General features: G+C 36.1%; 25 protein-coding genes. 6 read left to right on the forward strand and 19 right to left on the reverse strand.

Annotated elements, in window-relative coordinates; translation table 11 throughout:
- Positions 1 to 54: 54 nt before the first annotated feature.
- Positions 55 to 690, reverse strand: a complete 636-nt coding sequence (locus tag ABN763_RS18180) for a hypothetical protein (RefSeq protein WP_410486929.1) — start codon at positions 688 to 690, stop codon at positions 55 to 57.
- Between the two features lie 339 nt (positions 691 to 1029).
- The gene (locus tag ABN763_RS18185) at positions 1030 to 1596 is read right to left on the reverse strand and encodes a DUF3109 family protein (RefSeq protein WP_410486930.1); all 567 of its coding nucleotides are present in this window, start codon (positions 1594 to 1596) and stop codon (positions 1030 to 1032) included.
- Positions 1597 to 1721: 125 nt separating this feature from the next.
- Here ABN763_RS18185 and ABN763_RS18190 point away from each other — a divergent pair, with 125 nt between their 5' ends.
- The 3 genes from ABN763_RS18190 to ABN763_RS18200 are packed head-to-tail and all read left to right on the forward strand — an operon-like array spanning position 1722 to position 3144.
- Positions 1722 to 2321 (forward strand): MarC family protein, encoded by a 600-nt coding sequence (locus tag ABN763_RS18190; RefSeq protein ID WP_410486931.1) that lies wholly within the window; start codon positions 1722 to 1724, stop codon positions 2319 to 2321.
- 10 nt (positions 2322 to 2331) lie between these two features.
- On the forward strand, positions 2332 to 2535 hold the full coding sequence (locus ABN763_RS18195; protein ID WP_410486932.1) for a hypothetical protein: 204 nt from the start codon (positions 2332 to 2334) through the stop codon (positions 2533 to 2535).
- Positions 2536 to 3144 carry an FAD-dependent oxidoreductase gene (locus ABN763_RS18200; RefSeq protein WP_410486933.1) on the forward strand — a complete coding sequence of 203 codons (609 nt, stop codon included), beginning with the start codon at positions 2536 to 2538 and terminating at the stop codon, positions 3142 to 3144.
- A 128-nt stretch (positions 3145 to 3272) separates the two neighbouring features.
- Here ABN763_RS18200 and ABN763_RS18205 read toward each other — a convergent pair whose 3' ends face one another.
- The 13 genes from ABN763_RS18205 to hemA form a co-directional block, all read right to left on the reverse strand.
- The gene (locus tag ABN763_RS18205) at positions 3273 to 3746 is read right to left on the reverse strand and encodes a methylated-DNA--[protein]-cysteine S-methyltransferase (RefSeq protein WP_410486934.1); all 474 of its coding nucleotides are present in this window, start codon (positions 3744 to 3746) and stop codon (positions 3273 to 3275) included.
- A gap of 2 nt (positions 3747 to 3748) precedes the next feature.
- Positions 3749 to 4867 (reverse strand): CNNM domain-containing protein, encoded by a 1119-nt coding sequence (locus tag ABN763_RS18210; protein ID WP_410486935.1) that lies wholly within the window; start codon positions 4865 to 4867, stop codon positions 3749 to 3751.
- Between the two features lie 125 nt (positions 4868 to 4992).
- On the reverse strand, positions 4993 to 5982 hold the full coding sequence (hemB, locus tag ABN763_RS18215; protein WP_410486936.1) for a porphobilinogen synthase: 990 nt from the start codon (positions 5980 to 5982) through the stop codon (positions 4993 to 4995).
- Between the two features lie 67 nt (positions 5983 to 6049).
- The gene (locus ABN763_RS18220) at positions 6050 to 6823 is read right to left on the reverse strand and encodes a DNA alkylation repair protein (RefSeq protein ID WP_410486937.1); all 774 of its coding nucleotides are present in this window, start codon (positions 6821 to 6823) and stop codon (positions 6050 to 6052) included.
- 38 nt (positions 6824 to 6861) lie between these two features.
- Positions 6862 to 7221 carry a four helix bundle protein gene (locus ABN763_RS18225; protein ID WP_410486938.1) on the reverse strand — a complete coding sequence of 120 codons (360 nt, stop codon included), beginning with the start codon at positions 7219 to 7221 and terminating at the stop codon, positions 6862 to 6864.
- Between the two features lie 29 nt (positions 7222 to 7250).
- Positions 7251 to 8156 (reverse strand): oxygen-dependent coproporphyrinogen oxidase, encoded by a 906-nt coding sequence (gene hemF / locus ABN763_RS18230; protein WP_410486939.1) that lies wholly within the window; start codon positions 8154 to 8156, stop codon positions 7251 to 7253.
- Between the two features lie 3 nt (positions 8157 to 8159).
- Entirely contained in the window at positions 8160 to 8930 is a 771-nt protein-coding gene (locus ABN763_RS18235; RefSeq protein WP_410486940.1) for an EI24 domain-containing protein, read from the reverse strand.
- Positions 8931 to 8935: 5 nt separating this feature from the next.
- Positions 8936 to 9481, reverse strand: coding sequence for a GNAT family N-acetyltransferase (locus tag ABN763_RS18240; protein WP_410486941.1), 546 nt, complete (start codon positions 9479 to 9481; stop codon positions 8936 to 8938).
- On the reverse strand, positions 9474 to 9977 hold the full coding sequence (locus tag ABN763_RS18245; RefSeq protein ID WP_410486942.1) for a DUF6973 domain-containing protein: 504 nt from the start codon (positions 9975 to 9977) through the stop codon (positions 9474 to 9476). Before ABN763_RS18245 ends, ABN763_RS18240 begins: the two co-directional genes overlap by 8 nt.
- A 3-nt stretch (positions 9978 to 9980) precedes the next feature.
- Positions 9981 to 11012, reverse strand: a complete 1032-nt coding sequence (gene hemE / locus ABN763_RS18250) for a uroporphyrinogen decarboxylase (protein WP_410486943.1) — start codon at positions 11010 to 11012, stop codon at positions 9981 to 9983.
- Positions 11013 to 11057: 45 nt separating this feature from the next.
- Entirely contained in the window at positions 11058 to 11720 is a 663-nt protein-coding gene (locus ABN763_RS18255) for a uroporphyrinogen-III synthase (RefSeq protein ID WP_410486944.1), read from the reverse strand.
- Between the two features lie 21 nt (positions 11721 to 11741).
- Positions 11742 to 12656, reverse strand: a complete 915-nt coding sequence (gene hemC / locus ABN763_RS18260) for a hydroxymethylbilane synthase (protein ID WP_410486945.1) — start codon at positions 12654 to 12656, stop codon at positions 11742 to 11744.
- A 2-nt stretch (positions 12657 to 12658) separates the two neighbouring features.
- On the reverse strand, positions 12659 to 13909 hold the full coding sequence (gene hemA, locus ABN763_RS18265) for a glutamyl-tRNA reductase (protein WP_410486946.1): 1251 nt from the start codon (positions 13907 to 13909) through the stop codon (positions 12659 to 12661).
- 200 nt (positions 13910 to 14109) lie between these two features.
- On the opposite strand from hemA, the gene ABN763_RS18270 reads away from it, so the two are divergent.
- Entirely contained in the window at positions 14110 to 14997 is an 888-nt protein-coding gene (locus tag ABN763_RS18270; RefSeq protein WP_410486947.1) for a helix-turn-helix transcriptional regulator, read from the forward strand.
- A gap of 70 nt (positions 14998 to 15067) precedes the next feature.
- Here ABN763_RS18270 and ABN763_RS18275 read toward each other — a convergent pair whose 3' ends face one another.
- Both ABN763_RS18275 and ABN763_RS18280 read right to left on the reverse strand, forming a co-directional pair.
- The gene (locus tag ABN763_RS18275; RefSeq protein ID WP_410486948.1) at positions 15068 to 15721 is read right to left on the reverse strand and encodes a CoA transferase subunit B; all 654 of its coding nucleotides are present in this window, start codon (positions 15719 to 15721) and stop codon (positions 15068 to 15070) included.
- A gap of 47 nt (positions 15722 to 15768) precedes the next feature.
- Positions 15769 to 16113 (reverse strand): four helix bundle protein, encoded by a 345-nt coding sequence (locus ABN763_RS18280; RefSeq protein WP_410486949.1) that lies wholly within the window; start codon positions 16111 to 16113, stop codon positions 15769 to 15771.
- Between the two features lie 172 nt (positions 16114 to 16285).
- On the opposite strand from ABN763_RS18280, the gene ABN763_RS18285 reads away from it, so the two are divergent.
- A complete protein-coding gene (locus ABN763_RS18285; protein WP_410486950.1) occupies positions 16286 to 18118 on the forward strand; it encodes a hypothetical protein in 1833 nt (610 codons plus the stop codon).
- Between the two features lie 10 nt (positions 18119 to 18128).
- The gene (locus ABN763_RS18290; protein WP_410486951.1) at positions 18129 to 19373 is read left to right on the forward strand and encodes a serine hydrolase domain-containing protein; all 1245 of its coding nucleotides are present in this window, start codon (positions 18129 to 18131) and stop codon (positions 19371 to 19373) included.
- Here the strand turns inward: ABN763_RS18290 and ABN763_RS18295 are convergent.
- Positions 19370 to 20188, reverse strand: a complete 819-nt coding sequence (locus tag ABN763_RS18295; protein WP_410486952.1) for a response regulator transcription factor — start codon at positions 20186 to 20188, stop codon at positions 19370 to 19372. The two genes, ABN763_RS18290 and ABN763_RS18295, sit on opposite strands and share 4 nt — an antisense overlap.
- A 165-nt stretch (positions 20189 to 20353) precedes the next feature.
- Positions 20354 to 21145, reverse strand: a complete 792-nt coding sequence (locus tag ABN763_RS18300) for a helix-turn-helix transcriptional regulator (protein ID WP_410486953.1) — start codon at positions 21143 to 21145, stop codon at positions 20354 to 20356.
- Positions 21146 to 21149: the final 4 nt, after the last annotated feature.

Raw genomic sequence — 21149 nt, forward strand, 5'->3', positions numbered from 1 at the left:
CCCCTATATTAACAGGGGCTTTAAGTTAATAATTAAATAAAGGTTTCTTTAGTATTATAGTTGAACGAAGATTGTATACGATATTTCGCCCCCTGCCGCAGCAAATTCTTTTGTAAAAGTCAATTGAGAAAGCTCTTCGTTTAATTCAAAACGGTAACTGTTCATTCCTTCAAACTGCTCGTCTTGATCAAAATCGGTAATCTCGTCTATTATTTCGCCATCAGCTGTCTTTACTTGTATTAATAAATCACTTGCATCCTGCGGATTTAGAATATTCATAAGGCGTATCCCCGGTACAGGACAGTGAGTTCGTTTTCCAATTTTACAAGGATTTCTTGGAGGTCTTGGAGGGAAGCGTACCATCAAATCTCCATAGCGTTCATTCAAAAATTCTTTATAAGACTGATTTAGTTCTAATTTTTCCTGTACCTGTTCTAGTTGTTCAACTGCTTCTTCATCACCATTTTCTATCGCCTCGATTAACTTTAGTTTTTCCGCAGACAAATCTTCATGCTCTCTTTCAAGAAAATACAAATGTAAAGACGGTTCTAAATAAGGCTGTGTTTCTTCATTACCAAATTGTGCCCGTTGTAAGTTATTGAATGTCTCGTTCGCTTGATTTTCTTCAACTGAACATGAATTCAGTGAAAAAACCATTGTTAGTAATACCAAAAAGTTCATTGTTTTCATTTTAGTTAATGTTTTTGTTGACTTATATACTTTAGTGCATAAAAGCCTAGTTAGGGTTAACATTTTTTAAAACTTTTTTGGCAGTGTGTAAGGGAATGCTGCGAAAGTATAAATGAAGTTGTAAGAAAAATAGGGTATAAATCCCCTATTGGTTGGATGTTTTTACGGGAAAAGGTCCGAAATCTTTAACTTTTAGAAAAGAAGGAATAATATTACAATATATATGATTTCATAGCTCTTAATCCATCACTTGTCCTTTGAATAAGAATAGACCTTATATAAATTAATAAAAAAGGGCAGGACGGAATTGGAGATCTTGAACTAAGCCATTTCCAACCATTAGCTCATTTCTTTAGCTACCTTCTCTAACTCAGCATACCAATCTTCTCCAAATTTTCTAATAAGTGCATCCTTGGTAAATTTATATACGGGTACTTGCAACTCCTTACCCAAGGTACAAGCGTCATCGCAAATTGGCCATTTGTGATAATTTACCGCAGCAAACTCAGAATAATCTTGTACTCGTACAGGATATAAGTGACATGAAATGGGTTTTCTAAAATCGATCACTCCGGAATTATAAGCATCTTCAATACCACAACCCGCAACACCCTGTTCATTAAATGAAATATAGGCGCATTCAGCACCGTTGACTAAAGGGGTCTCTAACTCGCCTAAATCGGTTTTAATATGAGTTCCTTGTTCTTCAATTGCCTGAATACCTTCAGCCCTTAAAAAAGGTTTGATCTTAGGGTATATCTCCTTTAAGACAGCAATCTCTTCTTCTTCAACGGGTGCACCGGCTTCGCCCGCTATACAGCATTCACCTTTACATGCTGACAGATTACAGACAAAGTCTTTATCAATGAGGTCTTCACTAACAATCGTTTTTCCTAGCTGAAACATAGCGGCAAAGATAAGGAAGCAATTGCTTTAAAAATCGGCTTTTTACACTGAAAATCCGCCAGAAGTTATAGTACCTTTGCAAATAAATACCAACCGGTTCATCGTCTAACCAATTTTATAACACCATGAGTTTTTTAGCTGAACTTAATTTTAGTTTCAAGGAAATAGCAACCGCTTTTATGGTACTATTTGCTGTAATTGATATTATTGGAAACATCCCTATTATTATCGATTTAAGGAAAAAGGTTGGGCATATTCAATCAGAAAAAGCAGCCATTATTGCAGGAGTTATTATGATTGTATTCCTGTTTGTAGGGAAAAGTATTTTGAACCTAATAGGAATTGATGAGAATTCCTTCGCGGTTGCCGGGGCATTCATACTGTTTTTTATTGCCTTAGAAATGATTTTGGGCATCACCTTATATAAAGAAGAAGATTCAAATCCGATTACGGCATCCGTTTTTCCACTAGCATTTCCTCTTATTGCAGGGCCGGGTAGTCTTACTACCTTACTTTCATTAAGAGCGGAGTTTGCGACCGAAAATATTATAATCGCAGTATTAGCGAACATGATATTTCTTTATATAGTTTTAAAGACTTCCTCGAAAATTGAAAAACTCATTGGCCCTAATGGAATCAGTATTGTTAGAAAAATATTTGGAGTTATTTTGTTAGCAATCGCGGTAAAACTATTTGCTGTAAATGTTAAATTATTATTGGTTTAAATAAAAAGTTATGCGAATATTCACACTCGTAATCATGATCATAGCACTTGGCTTGATCGCATTAAATGTTACTAAATTAAATTTTGATAATCTATTTGAAGGAGACAGTTCCATAGCGCTTATTGGTATAGTAGCATGCTTATGTGTCATTGTTTTGATGCTAGTTTTTAGGACTTCAAAAACCATTCAAGAAAAGGTAAAAAAACGTAAATAAATGTTTGATGTACTTATCATTGGTGGCGGTGCAGCGGGTATGTCTTGTGCGCTAGTCCTCGGTTCTGCTAAAGAAAAAGAATACGCTAAAGGAAAACGTATTGGCGTTATTATACACCAAAAGGCATCGCATTTACAAAACGCCTTATTCAACAATGTATTAGGATTAGAGCCTGGTACTACTGGTGCCGATATTCTAAAAAACGGCAAACAGCAACTTGCTGATCAATACCCCCACGTGCAACAAATTGAAAAAGAGAAGGTAAAGTCTGTATTTGGGGAAGCCGGTTTTTTTGTGGTGACAACGAACAAAAATCAATATAAAGCTAATATGGTAGTCATCGCTGTCGGGTATACCAAGTTCTTCACCATTAAAGGCTTTGAAAATGACATTATCCCACACCCAAAAAGTGTAGCTGCCAAAGAGCGTATTGCGCTAAAGAACAATGATCATTTAGTAAGACCGGGCTTATTTGTCGCTGGTACTTTAGCCGGTTGGAGAAGTCAATTTGCGATAGCAAGTGGTAGTGGTGCCCATGTAGCGACCGATATTTTAACCATTTGGAATGATGGAGTTGATACCAAGGTGCACGATAAGGTTGTTGTTTAGTTGGTAGTATTCAATCGGTACTAGCAGTTTACTGTAGAATAGGAACCTCTCTTGACTTGTTTGCTATTATTGCTTTGCACCGCTGTTAAAGATTTGGCAGTGGCTCGCAGAAGTTGGAGAATAGGAGGTTAAAACAGACTGGTCTGTTTGACCGGATTTTCGTGAGCTAGCAACCACTTTTTACGCCATAAACCGCCTGCATATCCCGTTAGTGAGCCATCAGAGCCTATAACTCTATGGCATGGTATTATGATACTTATAGGATTTTTACCGTTAGCAGCAGCCACAGCACGAATTGCTTTTACATCGCCTATAGCCTTCGTTTGTTCTAAATAACTTCTGGTTTTACTAAAGGAAATATTTAAAAGCTCATTCCATACTTGTTTTTGGAAATCAGTTCCTTGGGGGTTAAGTTTTACATTAAACGCTTTTCGGTTACCCTCAAAATATTCATTGAGCTGGTAAACTACATCTTCTAATATTTCTGGAATCACCTTAGAAATTTCGTGCTCTCCTTCTAAAAAAGTAATGGCTTGAATTCCTGTAATATCTCCCTCAATTTTAATAAATCCTACTGGTGAATGGATAATCGCCTCTTCCACAACTACTCTTCTGGTTTTTCGGCACTAATGATCCCTAGGCGTTTTGCTCTATCTTCCCAATTACGTCTCGCTAGGTGCTGCATGTCGGCCACATTATCACTTTCGTCCATAATCTCTAGACCTAACAACGTTTCTATAACATCTTCCATAGAGACTAAGCCGCTTAACGAACCATATTCGTCAACAACAATAGCCATATGACTTTTTTTAGAAACCAGTTTTGCAAAGATTTGGGGTATGGGCAAGTTCCGTTGGGTGATCAAAACATCTCTTTTAATATCTCCCAATATCTTATCGCCATTTCCGTTTGCCATCTCCTTAAAAATCTCGTCTTTTAGGGCCAACCCAACTATATTATCCTCTTTTTCGCTGTAAAGAGGAATTCTTGAAAAACGGAGATTTTGATTCTCTTTAAAAAAATCTTTTACAGTCATGTCTGCATCTGCAATTTTCATAACTGTTCTAGGCGTCATGACGTCTTTTACCTGCACCTCGTTAAAGGTCAATAAGTTCTGAATGATTTTACTCTCTGACTCTTCAAAAACACCTTCTTCTTGCGCTATATTGGTCATGGCATGAAAATCTTCACGGCTTAGAACGCTACCATGAGCACTTTTACCAATAAGTTTAGTAGTAAGTTGTAACAACCACAATATTCCCGTCCACTTTAATGGAAAAATAAGTGCCGTTAGGGCTTTCGCTGTAAAGTTGGTTAGCTGTTTCCAGTAAGTAGCACCAATTGTTTTAGGAATAATTTCTGAAGCAACCAGTATCAATATGGTCATGATGGATGATACAACACCTACCATCAACTCTTCAGTCATTTCCATACCAAGAAATTTTCTGGTAGTACTGCCATACATTTCTGCATACGCTACTTTGGCCTGTACACCTACTAAAATTGCACCAACCGTATGCGCAATAGTGTTTAATGTGAGAATTGCGATTAAAGGCTTGTCGACATCCTTTTTCAAGTCTTCAAGTGTTTGCGCATATCCTTTACCTTCTTGTTTTTTTACATTGATGAAGGTTGGTGTAATACTAAGTAAAACGGCTTCTAGAATTGAACATAAAAATGAGAAAAATATGGAGATCACTCCATAAAATACCAATAGACCCATATGCTGTGTTGGTTATAATGCGAAGATAGGATTTTCTTTGCAGAACATTGAAAATAGAATGTATATTGATGATGCTATAGCAATCCCTTTATTAAGTTTGGGTTGAACTATTCTGAAAATACAAGCTACCCTAATAATCGAATAACATCTTTAGCAAAATACGATGCAATAATATCAGCTCCAGCTCTTTTAATTGCGATTAGCTGTTCCATCATCACTGTATCATGATCTAACCAACCTTTTTCCGCAGCGGCTTTTATCATGGCGTATTCACCACTTACTTGGTAGACAGCAACCGGAACATCAACCTCATTCTTAATTTCACGAACAATATCTAAATAAGCGATTCCTGGTTTCACCATCACAATATCGGCACCTTCATCAATGTCCATTTCAGTTTCCTTTATCGCTTCAAATCGGTTAGCGGGATCCATTTGATAGGTTTTTTTGTCTTTAGGAATATCTTTTACATCAACCGGAGCAGAATCCAGAGCATCACGAAAAGGACCATAAAAGGCTGATGCGTATTTAGCACTGTAGCTCATGATTCCGGTATCGACAAAATCGGCATCATCTAACGCTTCACGAATAGTTAAAATGCGACCGTCCATCATATCACTGGGGGCTACAAAAGTGGCTCCAGCTTCAGCATGAGAAACACTCATTTCTCCTAAAACCTCAGCCGTTTCGTCATTCAGTATTTTCCCATTTTCAACAATTCCATCGTGTCCAAATATTGAAAAAGGATCAAGTGCCACATCGGTCATTACCAACATTTCTGGGCAAGCTTGTTTTACTGTTTTAATAGCCCGTTGCATTAATCCATCAGCATTTAAAGCTTCCGTACCTTTATTATCCTTCAAATTATCTGGCACTTTTACAAATAGTAAAACTGATTTCAATCCCATTTTCCAGAGTTCTTTTACCTCTTTTTCAATAAGATCAAGACTCATTCGGTAGTAATTAGGCATTGATGCTATTTCTTGTTTTACATCCTTGCCTTCGACAACAAAAAGTGGCACCAAAAAGTCATTTGGTGTAATGATTGTTTCTCTAACCAGTGATCGTATGGCTTTATTTGATCGGAGTCTTCTATTACGTCGTAGTGGGAACATTATCTAAGTTTTAATGGTACAAAGGTAGTTGAAAAGCAAGATTAGCGGCTTATCATAACGGATTTTGCTAAAAACTATTTAATACGGACAAAGCCCATGAATCCTCTTCTTTGATGAGATTTCTTAAAGCATGTTTGAGAATCCATTTTCGTTCTTTAGTCGCTTCTTTCGACCAATTTTCAATGACAGGTCTGACCATTTCTAAATTATCTTTCAAAATGTCGTTTAAGCAATTAGCCACTGATTTCTGAACATATTTAGAAGTATCATCCTTTAACTGTTCTAATATTGAAAATATAGGAGTAGGGTCATCAATAAACTGTTGCAGCTTACTAGCCCAAGGCAATCGAGGCCTGACACCTTCACTAGCAAGTCTTCTTACATGACTATTTTCATCAGCTGCCCAGATAGCCATTTTATCCAATGTCTTGTCAGGATACTTTTCCAAATAAGGTCTAATAGCGTATTCACTTGTGTTTCTTTTTGTAATTTCTAAAATAATCGGCATTGAAACGTCAAAGTGGTCTAAACCGTATTTTTCAACATATTTAGCGATGGGCATTACCCAATAATATTCGGTAAACATTCCCGTTTCCAGCTCATTCTCTGGACCGAGAATTTGTGTTAATACTTGGCAATTGTTTTGATAATTATCACCTAGATGAGTGTGTAACAAATCTGCTATAAATTCTACTCTTGGCTTTAGTTCAAGTTCTTCAACACCCTTTCGTGTTTTTGCGACGAAAGTTTTGGAGTTAAAATCAGATTGTAATGTTTCTATTCTTGAGGATAGCATTTTTGCCAATTCTTCATCGAACCATAATTTGAGTTTTTTTGCCATGCTATTCTGATTTTAGCTAAAAGTTCTAAGCTTTAAGTTTAAAGTGTGTTTTTAATTTTTCTTATTAGCGAAAAAAGCATTTTTTTGATTTCGTCAACTTCTTTTGATAACTCTTTTGAGTCTTCGACAGAAATAAATCCTAAGTCAGTGGAGACTAAAATTAAATAATCTAATTCATGTGCTGAACCTGAGGCGATATAAAGAAATCTTACTAGTTCTTTTTGAGTTTCTCTGCCACAACCCTCAGCAATATTTGTTGGGATGGATATACAAGCTCGATTAATCTGAGAGATTAGATTGAACTTCTCTGATACCGGAAATTTTGAGGTAACACCATAAATTTCAACAACTAGTTTATGAGCTTTTTGCCAAACTTTATAGTTTTTATAGTCAACCATACTTTTAACTTACAACTTGTGACTTATAACTAAGAAACCCAATCAATAGGATTGGCTAGTACCTTCAGCAGTTTTTCTTCTTCACTTCCCACCTCCGGATGATGATCATACACCCACTGCACATGCGGCGGCAAACTCATTAAAATACTCTCGATACGGCCATTGGTTTTAAGTCCAAACAAAGTGCCTTTATCGTGGACCAAATTAAACTCAACATATCGCCCTCTTCTAATTTCTTGCCAGTCACGCTGTTCTTTGGTATACGTACTATTTTTTCTTTTTTCAACAATTGGCACATAAGCGGATAAGAAGCTATCGCCAACTTCTGTCACAAAATTATACCAATCCTGCATACTCATCTCGTCCGTTTTCTTGCAATAATCAAAAAATAATCCCCCTAAACCTCTTTCTTCATTTCGATGTGCGTTCCAAAAGTATTCGTCACACTTTTTCTTGTAGTTCGAATAAAAATCAGTGTGGTGTTTGTCGCAAGCCGTTTTGCATATTTGATGAAAGTGTTTTCCATCTTCTTCAAATAGATAATAAGGTGTTAAATCTTGCCCACCACCAAACCACTGATCGACAATAGTACCTTCTTTATTATACATTTCGAAATAGCGCCAATTTGCATGTACCGTTGGCACCATCGGGTTTTTAGGGTGCAGCACCAAGCTTAATCCACATGCAAAAAAATCAGCATCATCGACACCAAAGTATTGTTGCATAGTCTTAGGAAGAGCCCCATGTACGGCCGAAATATTTACTCCGCCTTTCTCAAAAACGTTCCCATTTTCAATAACACGTGTTCGACCTCCTCCACCTTCAGGACGTTTCCAAAAATCTTGTTTAAACTTCGCTTCTCCGTCAACCTCTTCTAATTTATGGGTTATGGTATCTTGAAGATCTTGAATATATTGATAGAATTGATCTTTCATAGTTTAATTTACTTTTTCAGGAATTAATTTCACTTTACCCTCATACTCCAACCTCTTTAAAGTCTCAGTTGTTGAAGCTACTGTTGAAAGTGGTAAAACAATAAAAACACCTAAAACTGGTATCAACAACAAAAGGATAAAAATAGCTCCATTGCCATAGGCAAGTCCTCGGTTTTTTCGAACAAACGGAATACTCTCTCTGTAGGAATAATGACGTTCTAGTGTATAATCCATACAGCCAAAACCGGCATAATAAGCCTGTACCAGAAAGACTAGAAATGAAAATACTAATCCAATAACAGGAATAAAACTTAATAACACGAACGGTATTACAAATAAAAATTCCATGAATAGGTTTCTAACATTAATTCGAATACCTCTGGCCAATGATTTTGATACGCCTTTGGCTGAATTGTCAACATAGACCTCTCCTGTCATATGTTTTTCAATTTTTTCGGAAACTGGACTCATAAATGGAGCCGAAAGGGCCATTACAATGTGCTTAAATAAGATAAGACCCAGAGCGAAAACTAATAGCCCCCCAATAATATGACTAATCGTCGATACCGTTTCGGCACCAAAGTCGAACACCCATATTTGGGCAATCCAGTTACCTATTGATTCTGATAATAAATAGGCTAGGGTGATTATTAATGCCCCTGTAATCACACTAATCATTATAGGAGCAATAAAGTATTTTGCCAGTTTGAGTTTTTTAATCAAATCCAATGCTTTACCATAAGCAGCAACACTAGCTTTAATATCTTTAAACATGTAACCTATTGTTTAGTTGATTGATGTTCGCTTTTAAGTTTTCCAAAATAAACCACATCATTTACATCGCCATTCGGGTATTTATATTCTTCTCTTAAAACACCTTCTTGTACAAATCCGTTGTTAAGTGCTACTTTTTGACTTCCTATATTTTCGGGGTTCGTACAGATATACACTTTGTTCATCTTCAATTTTTTGAAACAAAAATCTAAAAGCCAATTCACGCCTTTAGAAGTATACCCTTTTCCTGCATATTCCTGATCAATAAAATACCCTAGCTCACACTTATTGGAATATTGATTAATATTCTTAACATGAAAATGACCGATAAGCTTTTCCTCATCCTTTAAAAAGAAATAATAACCCTCTTCATGATCTTCCCAATCCTGATATTCGTTAAAAATTTGTTTCGCATCTTCGGCAGACTTTACCTGGTCAACTGTACGAGGGAAACCATCAGCAATATATTCTCGATTTCGTTCAATAAGATCAAAAAAAGCAGCTGCAGAAGTTTCTTTTAATGTTGCTAATTGTATTTCTTCATTAATCATTTTCAATATAAACTAGTGCTTTTAAATCAGGTTTTATTTGATTCATTTCAGTAATAAAAATGGCAGATTTTGTCATAATGGTTAGTTGCTCGATCACCTTTTCTGTTACATTCTTACCTTCTTTTTTATAGAAATCTGCAAACACTTGTCTGCCAATATTATTATTGTGAAGATCCATTGCCCTTGCAAGTGGTTCGTTAGGGGCAAAATCTTCGTGCCAATCGGTAATGCGTTTGGCCCAAGCCATACATTTAATTTTATTGCTGTTCCATTTTAAGCATTTTACAATAATCAACACATTCCAAACAGCATGTCTAAAAGCATTTGCTTGCCCATTTTTATGGTGTTTTTTTCCGAACTTTTTATTACAAATAGAATAGGTAACTCTTGTTGCATGTGCAGTGGGGTACAACAGTAATGGTCTTCTAATAAAAAGTAACGTTAGCCCCCACAATTGTTTAAAGCTAAGTGATCGTATAAGTTGCCGAATCGACATTAATTAGGCCCCATATTCTTTAACAGCATCGATAAACGCTTTGGCATGATCAACCGGAATATTTGGTAAAATTCCATGTCCTAGATTTACTACATATTTGTCCTTGCCAAACTCATCAATCATTTGCTTGACCATTTTCTTAATATCTGGTATAGGTGATAAAAGACGTGACGGATCAAAATTACCTTGTAAAGTGATATTCCCTCCAGACAAATAACGTGCATTTCTTGCCGAGCATGTCCAGTCAACTCCCAAAGCTGATGCTTTACTTTTTGCCATTTCACCCATTGCAAACCAACATCCTTTTCCAAACACAATTACCTTTGTTAGCGGCGCTAGTGCCTCTACAATTTGGTTAATATAGTGCCAAGAGAATTCCTGATAATCTACTGGTGATAACATTCCGCCCCAGCTGTCAAAAATCTGAACAGCATTTACCCCGGTTTTTACTTTCTCTTTTAAATAGGCGATCGTAGTATCAGTTATTTTTTGTAGTAGCTGATGTGCCGCTTCAGGTTGCGAAAAACAAAACCCCTTAGCCAAATCAAAGTTTTTAGAGCCTTGTCCCTGTACCGCATAGCACAAAATTGTCCAGGGTGAACCGGCAAAACCAATTAATGGAACGCGATTATTTAATTTTTCTTTAGTCATAGTAATCGCATCCATCACATAACCCAATTCTTCATGTATATTGGGTACGATAACCTGATCAACGTCTTTTTGAGAGCGAATGGGGTTTGGCAACCACGGACCAATTCCATTTTTCATCTCTACTTCAATATTCATTGCTTGTGGAATTACCAAAATATCAGAAAACAAAATGGCAGCATCCGGTTGTACAATATCAATAGGTTGTACTGTAATGTCAGATGCCAATTCAGGAGTACGGCAGCGGGTAAAGAAATCGTATTTCTTTTTTAGCGCCATGAATTCAGGTAAATATCTACCTGCTTGACGCATCATCCATACTGGTGGACGAGCTACAGTTTCACCGTCAAGGGCCTTTAGAAATAAATTGTTTTTAAGTGTTTCCATATGGGTTTCCCATTTAATCAGGACGTATGTTTTATTAGGTTTAGTCTATCTTGTTTGTTTAGCATACTTGACAACTTGAACAATCGAATTTTCAACCGTTGGTTTGTTCGAAATAATAATATTGTTAGAATGCTTTTTAGCTTCTTTGGCGGTGGTATTTCCGATACAAAAAAGTATTTCTTTATCAATTTTGTTTTGGTTGAGATAACTTTTTATCCCACTTGGACTAAAGAATAAAATACCATCAAAAACACCACTTATTTTCTTATTATTAAAATGAGTCTGATAGACCTCTATCTCATTTAATTCAACATCTTTTTCGTTCAAAATGGTAAAAAGCTCTTCTCTTTTTAGATTTCCACAAAAATAGGTGTAACGTTCATTTTTATCTCTTTTTACTATTTTTTGAGCCAATTCGGCAGCATTTTGACCAATTTCTATTGGTTTTATGCCATTTTCAGTCAAAAACACATTTGTCTTTTCACCTACACAAAACCAGTTTTTTGTTTTTAAATCATTTAGCAACTTTTTTTTTAAAAGGCTAACAATACCATTTTTACTAGAAACAATAATATTGTTCTCAATCGTTTTGGGTGCTTTAAATTCGTAGGTAAAGTGTATGCTATCGTATTCGACAAAACCAATATTAGCATTGAGCAATAACTCCTTTTGAGATTGGGTGAGTTTTTTGGTGGAGAGAACTCTCATTTTTTTAATTTAATGAGATCGTTATGACTTAATTGCTGCTTTAATCTCCTCCATCAATTCGGCTCCACCATCTTCTAGAATCTTCATAGCGCATATTCTACCAGCATCTTTCGCTAAGGCAAATGGAAATTGTTTTTCGATACTCACCTTTCGCTTACCATCTAAAGAAATAAGTTCACCAACGAAATTTAATTTGTCTCCGTTATTAGTTGCCAAAGCACCAATAGGTGCTGTACAACCCCCTTCAAGTACGCTTAAAAACTGACGCTCTACATGGGTACATACCTCCGTAATGCGGTGATTTATTTTGGATAATGCTTCTTGTGATTCAAGATCGTCAGAACGGTGTGCAACCATAATTGCTCCTTGCGCCGGGGCAGGAACCATCCAATCTAAGACAATGTGGTTATCAGGCTTTTTATCAATCCGTTCTAAGCCAGCCGAAGCAAAAATAGCACCGTTCCAATCATTATCTTCAAGTTTTTGAAGACGGGTATTCACATTTCCTCTAAGATCGACTACCTTATGTTTTGGATATTTATTTAGCCACTGTGCTTTACGTCGTAAGCTACCTGTTGCAATAGTCCCTTCTCTTTCTAAGAAATCGATGCCTTTATGAACCAAAATATCAGTGGTTGCTGCTCGATGTAAGACCGCTCCTTGTGAAATATTATTTGGTAGTTGAGTTGGTACATCTTTCATACTATGTACCGCAACATCAATCTTATTGTTTATTAAAGCAACGTCCAGAGTTTTTGTGAAAATACCTGTAATTCCCATTTCATATAAGGGCTGTTCAAGGTTTTGATCACCATCAGAAGTTAGAGGAACAACTTCGGTTTGATACCCTGCGTGTTCTATTATATTTTTTACGAAACGTGCTTGCCACAAGGCTAGTTGACTATCGCGAGTGCCAATTCTAATCAATTTACTCATTACTAATTGGCTTTGTCAAGATTAAAAACTTGCTTAATTATCTCGATGCTGTCATCAGTCTCAAAAGCATCATCTTTTAAATGACTAGCAAAATGATTTGTTATTTTTTGAATAAGCTTGTCACCAAAAGCATCGGCATGTTCTGCATTAAAGTCTTTTACCTTTTTCTTTTGTGTGCGCAGCTCGGTTGTTTTTAGCTCTTGCAGTTTATTTCTTAGTGCTTTAATGGTCGGTGCAAACTTTCGTGTTTCTAACCATTCGTTAAACTCTTGTTCTATCTCGGCGATAATTTCTTTTGCGAGCGGAATTTCAGCCCTACGATTGTTAAGTGTCTGGTTTGTTATTTGGGAAAGGTCATCAAGATGCACCAATTTCACATTGGGCAGTTCAGTTACCTTAGCATCCACATTTTTAGGCACCGACAAATCAAGAATCAACAAATTTTTATCCGGATTAATCATTTCCTTATATACGGTGGGTTGTTGGGCTCCGGTTGCCACCACCAAAATATCGCTTGATCGTATTTCATCACCAAGGGACTCAAAATCTTTCACAATCAAATTAAATTTGCCTGCAACCTGTTCTGCTAACGAACGAGTTCTATTAATGAGCGTAATGTGTTCATTCTTGGTGTGCTTCACTAAATTTTCGCAAGTATTACGCCCTATTTTCCCTGTACCGAACAATAGAATGTTCTTATCAGAAACATTGGGCACCATACTTAGTATATATTGTACAGATGCAAATGATACCGAAGTTGCACCACTACTAATTTTGGTTTCTGTCTTTATTCGCTTACTTGCTTGAATTACACTATTAAAAAGACGCTCAAAATATGCATTGGTTAAATAATGTTCTTTTGAAAGCCTAAAGCTCTTTTTTAATTGACCAATAATTTCAAAATCTCCTAAAATCTGACTGTCTAAACCCGTACCTACATGAAAAAGGTGACTTACAGCCTCTTTATTTTTAAGAACAAATGCCACTTTTTCAAATTCCTCTACGGTACCTGTAGTTACCTCACACAAAAGTTTAATCAACTGAAAGGGATGCTGCGCAAACCCGTATAACTCGGTCCGGTTACAGGTAGATACCACCACAAGACTTTCAACCTCAGCTTCTTTTGCAAGTAGCAGTAGTTTGTTAATGCCTTCTTCATTTAAACTAAAATAACCGCGCACATCTGCATCGGCCTTTTTATAGTTTAATCCAATAGCATAAAAGCTAGATTGCTTTGAATGAGTGATTTGCAATTTTTAAGTTAATTTAACGGCTACAAAAATATCCGTAGCAATGATAAAAAAATAACGCTAGAAGTACTTTTAATACCGCTGCAAGAAATTCCTGTCTAAAAAGTGATAAAAACCGGAAAAACGCCCTAAATTTATAGGGTTGAACACCGATTAATAATTTTATTGTTTGGAATCATTCTAAATAAATCATTGCTTTTTATATGGAAATAGCGTTAAAAAATGTCGCTAAAAGAGCTGAAAACGAAACCTTGATTGATGAAGGGTTTTATTTGCTAGTGCACAACAATACAAAGAAACAGGCTCAAAAACTTATTCGAGAAGTTGACAGCAGCTATATCCAGTTTCATTTTTGTTTAAAAGGAAGCTGTGGTTTCGTTTTTAATAACGGGCGCTACGTGATTGATCTTAAAAGTGAACATTCCCTATTATTATATAATCCACAACGTGATCTTCCCTTAAATGTTGATATAGGTCCGAAAAGTGTATTGGTCTCTTTGATCATGTCCATTAAAAAGCTGCATCAATTATTCTCTCAAGAAGCGGGCTATATTACTTTCTTAAGTGATGAAAATAGGGATAAAAAATACTACCAAGATGGACTTATAAAACCTGCAATGCTAATGGTGTTGAACCAAGTAGTGGGATTTAATTTAAACCAAAGCATTAAAAAACTCTACTACAAAGGCAAAGCTTATGAGTTACTCAGTTTGTTTTTTAATCGATCAGATGAATCGGCTATCGAAGCTTGCCCTTTTTTAGTTGATGAAGAAAACGTGATCAAAATTAGAAAAGCCAAGGATATTGTGATTTCCAGAATGGCAGAACCTCCAGGGTTGCAAGAATTAGCTAATGAAATTGGACTTAGCTTAAAAAAGTTAAAAGAAGGTTTTAAACAAATATATGGTGACTCGGTCTACAGCTTTTTATTTGATTACAAAATGGAATATGCTCGTAAAATGTTAGAAACTGGTGAGCACAACGTGAATGAAGTTGGCCTAAAAATTGGGTATAGTACGGCAAGTCATTTTATAGCAGGTTTCAAGAAAAAATATGGTACTACTCCCAAGAAGTACTTGATGTCTCTTTAATGTAGTAAACTGTGTCCAGTAGCAATTTGCAATAGTTTAGGACTCAAGTCTAGTCTTTTTATTCTTGCATCTATACAATCATCTCCGGCACTTCTCCCGCTACGATCAAGTTCCCCTCCGTCGCATTTTTAATTTCTTCTACAGAAACTCCAGGTGCACGCTCCAGTAATTTAAATCCTTTTTCAGTCACTTCTAGTACGGCAAGATTGGTCACTACTTTTTTGACACAGCCAACACCAGTTAAAGGTAAGCTGCATTTTTTTAGTAATTTGGATTCTCCTCTTTTATTAGTATGCATCATGGCCACAATAATATTTTCGGCAGAAGCTACAAGATCCATTGCACCACCCATACCTTTCACCATTTTACCTGGTATTTTCCAGTTAGCAATATCCCCATTTTCTGCAACTTCCATTGCACCCAAAATTGTTAAGTGCACATGTTGACCACGTATCATTCCAAAGCTAGTAGCAGAATCAAAGAAAGAAGCACCCGGAAGTGTCGTGATGGTTTGCTTTCCCGCATTGATAATATCTGCATCTTCTTCTCCTTCAAACGGAAACGGTCCCATACCTAAAACGCCATTTTCACTTTGAAATTCAACTTCAATATCATCGCGAACAAAATTGGCTACCAAAGTCGGGATTCCAATTCCTAGGTTTACGTAATATCCATTTTTCACTTCTTGAGCGATTCGTTTTGCTATTCCGTTTTTGTCGAGCATGATTAATGTACCAGTCTATTAATGAGTAAATGTAGCAATTATTCCATTTAAAAGTTCTTTTTACTAGTCGATACAATTTTATACATTATCAACCCAAGCTCAGTCACTTTTTCTTTCAGTTCTTTTTTAAAAGGATATGAACTTGCTCTTTCACACAGTTCAAGCCAATACTTCGTTTCTTCCAGCTCTTTAAGAGCAATTTTCATCTTATGAATGAAATCTTGCCTACTTTCTGCATTCTGAGCTTCATGTATATTGGCACCAATGCTAGTTCCAGATTTTAATAATTGCTTAGCAATAACAAATTTTCTGTTCGATTCTAGTAATTCACAAAAATTGATAATGTCCAATGCGAAATCGACCGACTTCTCTACTACAACATTTTCTCTCATAAAAGCCCTATTAACAAAAAAGATAAGCAATTATTTGACTACTAAATCTGACTTTTTCAAATTATATCATTGATATATTAAGAAATTACTCCATTAGATCATTAGAAAATACCTCAAACGAGGTATATGATTCCAAATGGTAGACTACTAATTTGGCAAAAAACAATATCAAATGATTCGTTTTCTGCTCATATTCATCTGTTTAGGATTTGGCAATCAGCTTTTAGCAAATAAAGAAAATGCAGAGTTGCTTACATTATACAATCGGTATAGCGGCAAGCTTAAGCATATGTATTTAGACAAAAATGGAAGGCCAATTGGTACGCTAAAAGAATCATATTGGCGTACCAATATGTCGACTTTGCAAACAGAGCGTATCTATAATTATGGAAGCAAGGGCATTTCTTATGTACTACTGAGTTCTAGAAGAAACTCAAAAAAAGTATGGATCTATTCCATCAACAAAAACAATGGAAATCTTGAAAAACAATGGGGTAGTGACAAGAAATTCACCGACATACGATTATTTGTAGCAGATGGAAGGCAATATTTCTTTTTGTCTGAGCATAAAAAAGGAGGGCGCTATGCGATTTATTCCCCTGATTCAAGTAGTCCAAAACCTGACAAACTCATAACCAAAGGCTCGAAATGGAACGAATGGACCTATTTCGATTTTGTTACTCATGATGAGAAAACCTATATGGTGCGATATGATTATACTGATGGCCGGTTAATCATTAATGAAATGCGATCGAACGGAAAAATTGGGAAACAGGTTAAAAACACAAAAATTGATAAAAGCTGGACCAGTTTTGTGTTTTACAAAGCTGATAAAAAAACCTATCTCATGCGCCTTGACCGAAACTCTGGTCGCATGGTAGTCAATCGGATTGGGAAAAATCTTCAATTTGGTAAAAAAATTCAAGAATCTAAATTATCCAAAGGGTGGCATCACACGGCCTATGCACAAAAAGGCTATGATGATCGACACATTATTTTCGTGAATCGCCGCGATGATCGAGCCGTCGTTCGAAAAGTTCTGGACAACGGAAAATTAGGTGATGTTACGTATAACAGTAAAAATTGGGAAAAAGGGTGGACCCATATTTCGGCATTAACCCATTGGGGTCAGGAAGCCAATTTAAAATCAAATAAACCTCAACGAAAAACAGGAAAAAATAGTGGGCCAAAAGCCAAAAAAAGCGCTTCGTTAATCGTTTTTTACAATGAAGACAAACCCATTTGGCAGTTTTTTCAAACCATTCAAGTTCAAGAGGAGTATGCCATTAAAAATTATGACAAATCGATTCTACTTACCAACAAAAAGTATCGAGCAAAACCCAAACCGACAAAAAAAGATAAAGCAACCGAAGCTAATTTTTTCAAGTATTTAACTGAACTGGCGGACGACGGATACTACATCGATATTTATGTCATCACCCATGGAAGTCGATCGGGCATTAGCCTAAAAAAAGTAAAGAAGGACGATGCCAAAAACGACGGACTGGTCACCGCTAAAGAAGTGTTTAATCGCTTAGGTCCTATTTATGGTAAAGGGCGATTTCCTATTCGGTCGGTTTTTATGTTAAATTGTTGGGGCGGATCATCCCTCGGGCAAGCATTTATAGATGTTGGTGCCAAATCGGTCTGTGGATCACGCTATCTTAATTACCTCTTTTCCCGTTTTACTCCTTTCGCCAAGGCTTGGCAAAATGGTGAAACTTTTGACAACGCTCTTGATGCCTCCCACCAAAACGACAATCGTGATAAAAATTTAGTAGCAGCAGGTTCTGCCCAAAAGAAAAAGTATTGGAAAAAGTGTAAAGGTTACATCGATGTGCTAAAGGACAAAGGTTCTTGTGTTCGAGATTACTATCAATCTATGGGCACTTGGAGAGGCGAATGGCTATATGATTTAAATGGCGAAGAAAACATGGAGTTTTCGTCTGATTTTTTCATGCTGGGCGATCCTAATATGACTAAGTATAAAAAACCAACTTGGTAAATTATAAACTATGGAAAAGAAACGACCAATCTGGCTACTTTTTATTGTCACAGCGCTTTTTATTGTGGCAGCCTGTGAAAAGAATGATCCTTCCGATCAATTTTGTGATGATTCCCTACAATTTGATATTGATGAATTTGTCGAAGGTGTAATAAGTGATATGGAAAGCCAAAACATTTCGGGATATCAATTTGTTGTAAATAACGATGGAACGTTATATCATTCGAATGCCTTCGGACTTGCAAGGCATGAAAATGACCCTAATGGTCCGATTGACATGACGGTAAACACTCGACTAAATGTCGCGTCGGTCTCTAAATTTATTGGTGCTATCGCCTTGATGATCGCTATGGAAGAAAGAAATGTAAGTCTTGAATTTAATGTTGTAAACTACCTGCCTGAAAGTTGGAGAGATACCATTCACCCTGATTTTAGAGATGTAGATTCGCCTCATTATCTCACGTTTAAGAAGTTATTACGCATGGAATCATCAATCGATTTTATTGGTAGTACACCGCGACCGGGCGACATGTTATCTGAAGCAGATATGTTGACGAGCCTTATCCGTCCACCTAATGCAAATCGAGATGGCCTGTATCAAAATGCTAATTTTACGTTGATTCGTGTACTTATAGGCGAATTCTTTTTTCAACTAGATGAGAACAATGAAGATTATGATACGATATGTACTGATGCTTATTTTAAGTTTTTAGAAGAACGGATTTTTAAACCGCTTAATATAAACCCTCCTGACACCGCAGATGAAATAAACGATTATTATGACTCGCCAACATACGCGATGGCATATCAATGGCCTTTTAATGAAAGTTTTCAAGATCCCGCCGATGGTTCTCTTGGATGGCTTCATACAAGTGACCCGTATTTAAATGGTGGATCTGGTGGTTTAGTACTTTCTTCCATGGATTTGGCGACAATACTGGCTTTTTTCAAGAATGATCCTCAAGAAAGACTCATTTCGAATACACAACGTGACAAAATTATAGCTGGCGAATTGGGACTTTTTGAAAGTACTTTGGATGGAACCTATGGTGTTTACTTAAGTAAAGGTGGTACCAGAGGCCCAGACGGACGAACAGCAAATGGTAATTGCTGTGATCGAGCGGTAAGATCAAGAATAATGATGTTTCCTAACGGAGTGGAAGCCGTTTTATTAACTAATTCTAATCATACCTCCTTGGGGACAGTCCTGCGATCTAACTTTGATTCCGCTTGGAAAAGTGGTTGTAATCCTTAATGATTATTAATCAAGCGAACTAAGTCTAACACTGAAGAACAGCCTAATTTTTTAAAAATGTTTTTCCGATGTGTTCGTACGGTATGATAACTAATAAATAATTTGTCAGCTATTTGTTGATTTGAAAAGCCTAAAGAAATAAGTTCAACAATTTCTCGTTCTCTAGCCGAAAGCACGTTTAGCGTAACATCTAAAGGTATTCGCTTTTTCTTTTTCGGATACACTATCTCATTTAATCTCCGGTTGTAGATATAATACCGAAACTTATTATCACATTTAATATGATCAATATTTATTTGTAGTGTAACTATTGCAAAAATACTCCCGTCATCATTTACTAAATGTCTTATAATTTGCTGTAATATCCATCGCTTTGACCCTTTTTCTCGATAGGCGTATTCTCGATTCACAATCAAGTCTGCATAGCTTTCAGTTGGGATTTTTTTAAGAAATTGCCGTTCGTGATAAGTCGATTTTATAAGGTAAGGGATGTTGTCATAAGCCAATCTGCTGAATAGGTACTTAATTCCTTTATTAAAATAATGTTCTTTAGGAATTCCACTGATTTTTTCAATATCATCGTCAACATATAAAAATCGTTGTTCCTCAATATCAAAAACAGTAAGTGCACAAGGACCGATACCATTTGCATAACTTTTAAAGGCCGGTATTTGCTGGGAAACGATCTGCTGCTTGATTGATTGTAGGGTACTAGTCGACATATATTCATAGGTAGAAGCAAGCTGTGCAAAGCCTTGTTCTAAATCAACAATCTCGACTTTTTCTAAGGGGTCCTTATTCAATTCGTTTTTCATAGATCATTCTTTAAAAAAGGAACAGGTTGATAGATCAACTCGAAAATTAGCACATTAAATTATCTAAAAAATACCGCATTTGGGGTATTTCATCTTATTGGAATTTCGATCCTTTTTTAATAATACAATAACATTAATTACAATAGTCGTGATCCCTATTATTTACTATTCGTTGCTTGTAGTTAATAACTCTAGGCGGCTTGCAAGTTCAAGTACATTATGGCAATCCAACTTACTAAAAATGTTTTTCCGATGGGTCCTTATCGTGTGATAACTAACAAATAACTGCTTACTAATTTCCTTACTTGTCAATCCTTTTAAGATTAGAAATACAATTTCTTTTTCGCGAGTTGATAGCCCGTTCAAAGCGATATCTGATGGCTTCGATTTTTTATTCTTCGGATATACAATTTCGTTTAGTTTCCTATTATAAATATAATACCTGAACCTATTATCCAATTTGATATGATTGATAGTAGTTTGCAACGTAGCAACAGCAAAAATTTCTCCTTTTTTGTTTACCAAATGTCTCAGTACTTGATGTAGCACCCATTTTCTGCCAGATTCATGTCGATATGAAAGCTCTCTGTTAACAATGAAGTCATTATACTCGCTAACTTTTTTACTCTTGAAAAATCTTGTTTGATGTATTGTTGATGAGATAACTTTGGGAATAAGATCGATGTTGGCTTTTGTAAAAATGTACTTTGGACCTTTAGAAAAATAAAGATGATAAGCACAACCTGTTATTGATTCAATATGTTTGTCTACATATAAGTACTTATTGTCCTCGATATCAACAATTGTCAAAGCGGAAGTTCCCGTACCCGTATTAAAAAGCTTTAGATCTGGTATTTGCTGTTGAGCAATTTCTGTTTTGAGAGTTTCGATAGTGGCACCAGTAAGACGTAACCACTCCTTTTGCATGGTTTCATATGAATATTCAGCTTTTGACACCTTT

The sequence above is a fragment of the Spongiivirga sp. MCCC 1A20706 genome (assembly GCF_046524175.1).
Classification (GTDB): Bacteria; Bacteroidota; Bacteroidia; order Flavobacteriales; family Flavobacteriaceae; genus Spongiivirga.

Coding starts and splice junctions, on each gene's coding strand:
- ABN763_RS18180 (WP_410486929.1), bottom strand. CDS start 690: ATGAAAACAATGAACTTTTTGGTATTACTAACAATGGTTTTTTCACTG.
- ABN763_RS18185 (WP_410486930.1), bottom strand. CDS start 1,596: ATGTTTCAGCTAGGAAAAACGATTGTTAGTGAAGACCTCATTGATAAA.
- ABN763_RS18190 (WP_410486931.1), top strand. CDS start 1,722: ATGAGTTTTTTAGCTGAACTTAATTTTAGTTTCAAGGAAATAGCAACC.
- ABN763_RS18195 (WP_410486932.1), top strand. CDS start 2,332: ATGCGAATATTCACACTCGTAATCATGATCATAGCACTTGGCTTGATC.
- ABN763_RS18200 (WP_410486933.1), top strand. CDS start 2,536: ATGTTTGATGTACTTATCATTGGTGGCGGTGCAGCGGGTATGTCTTGT.
- ABN763_RS18210 (WP_410486935.1), bottom strand. CDS start 4,867: ATGGGTCTATTGGTATTTTATGGAGTGATCTCCATATTTTTCTCATTT.
- hemB (WP_410486936.1), bottom strand. CDS start 5,982: ATGTTCCCACTACGACGTAATAGAAGACTCCGATCAAATAAAGCCATA.
- ABN763_RS18220 (WP_410486937.1), bottom strand. CDS start 6,823: ATGGCAAAAAAACTCAAATTATGGTTCGATGAAGAATTGGCAAAAATG.
- ABN763_RS18225 (WP_410486938.1), bottom strand. CDS start 7,221: ATGGTTGACTATAAAAACTATAAAGTTTGGCAAAAAGCTCATAAACTA.
- hemF (WP_410486939.1), bottom strand. CDS start 8,156: ATGAAAGATCAATTCTATCAATATATTCAAGATCTTCAAGATACCATA.
- ABN763_RS18235 (WP_410486940.1), bottom strand. CDS start 8,930: ATGTTTAAAGATATTAAAGCTAGTGTTGCTGCTTATGGTAAAGCATTG.
- ABN763_RS18240 (WP_410486941.1), bottom strand. CDS start 9,481: ATGATTAATGAAGAAATACAATTAGCAACATTAAAAGAAACTTCTGCA.
- ABN763_RS18245 (WP_410486942.1), bottom strand. CDS start 9,977: ATGTCGATTCGGCAACTTATACGATCACTTAGCTTTAAACAATTGTGG.
- hemE (WP_410486943.1), bottom strand. CDS start 11,012: ATGGAAACACTTAAAAACAATTTATTTCTAAAGGCCCTTGACGGTGAA.
- ABN763_RS18255 (WP_410486944.1), bottom strand. CDS start 11,720: ATGAGAGTTCTCTCCACCAAAAAACTCACCCAATCTCAAAAGGAGTTA.
- hemC (WP_410486945.1), bottom strand. CDS start 12,656: ATGAGTAAATTGATTAGAATTGGCACTCGCGATAGTCAACTAGCCTTG.
- ABN763_RS18270 (WP_410486947.1), top strand. CDS start 14,110: ATGGAAATAGCGTTAAAAAATGTCGCTAAAAGAGCTGAAAACGAAACC.
- ABN763_RS18275 (WP_410486948.1), bottom strand. CDS start 15,721: ATGCTCGACAAAAACGGAATAGCAAAACGAATCGCTCAAGAAGTGAAA.
- ABN763_RS18280 (WP_410486949.1), bottom strand. CDS start 16,113: ATGAGAGAAAATGTTGTAGTAGAGAAGTCGGTCGATTTCGCATTGGAC.
- ABN763_RS18285 (WP_410486950.1), top strand. CDS start 16,286: ATGATTCGTTTTCTGCTCATATTCATCTGTTTAGGATTTGGCAATCAG.
- ABN763_RS18290 (WP_410486951.1), top strand. CDS start 18,129: ATGGAAAAGAAACGACCAATCTGGCTACTTTTTATTGTCACAGCGCTT.
- ABN763_RS18295 (WP_410486952.1), bottom strand. CDS start 20,188: ATGAAAAACGAATTGAATAAGGACCCCTTAGAAAAAGTCGAGATTGTT.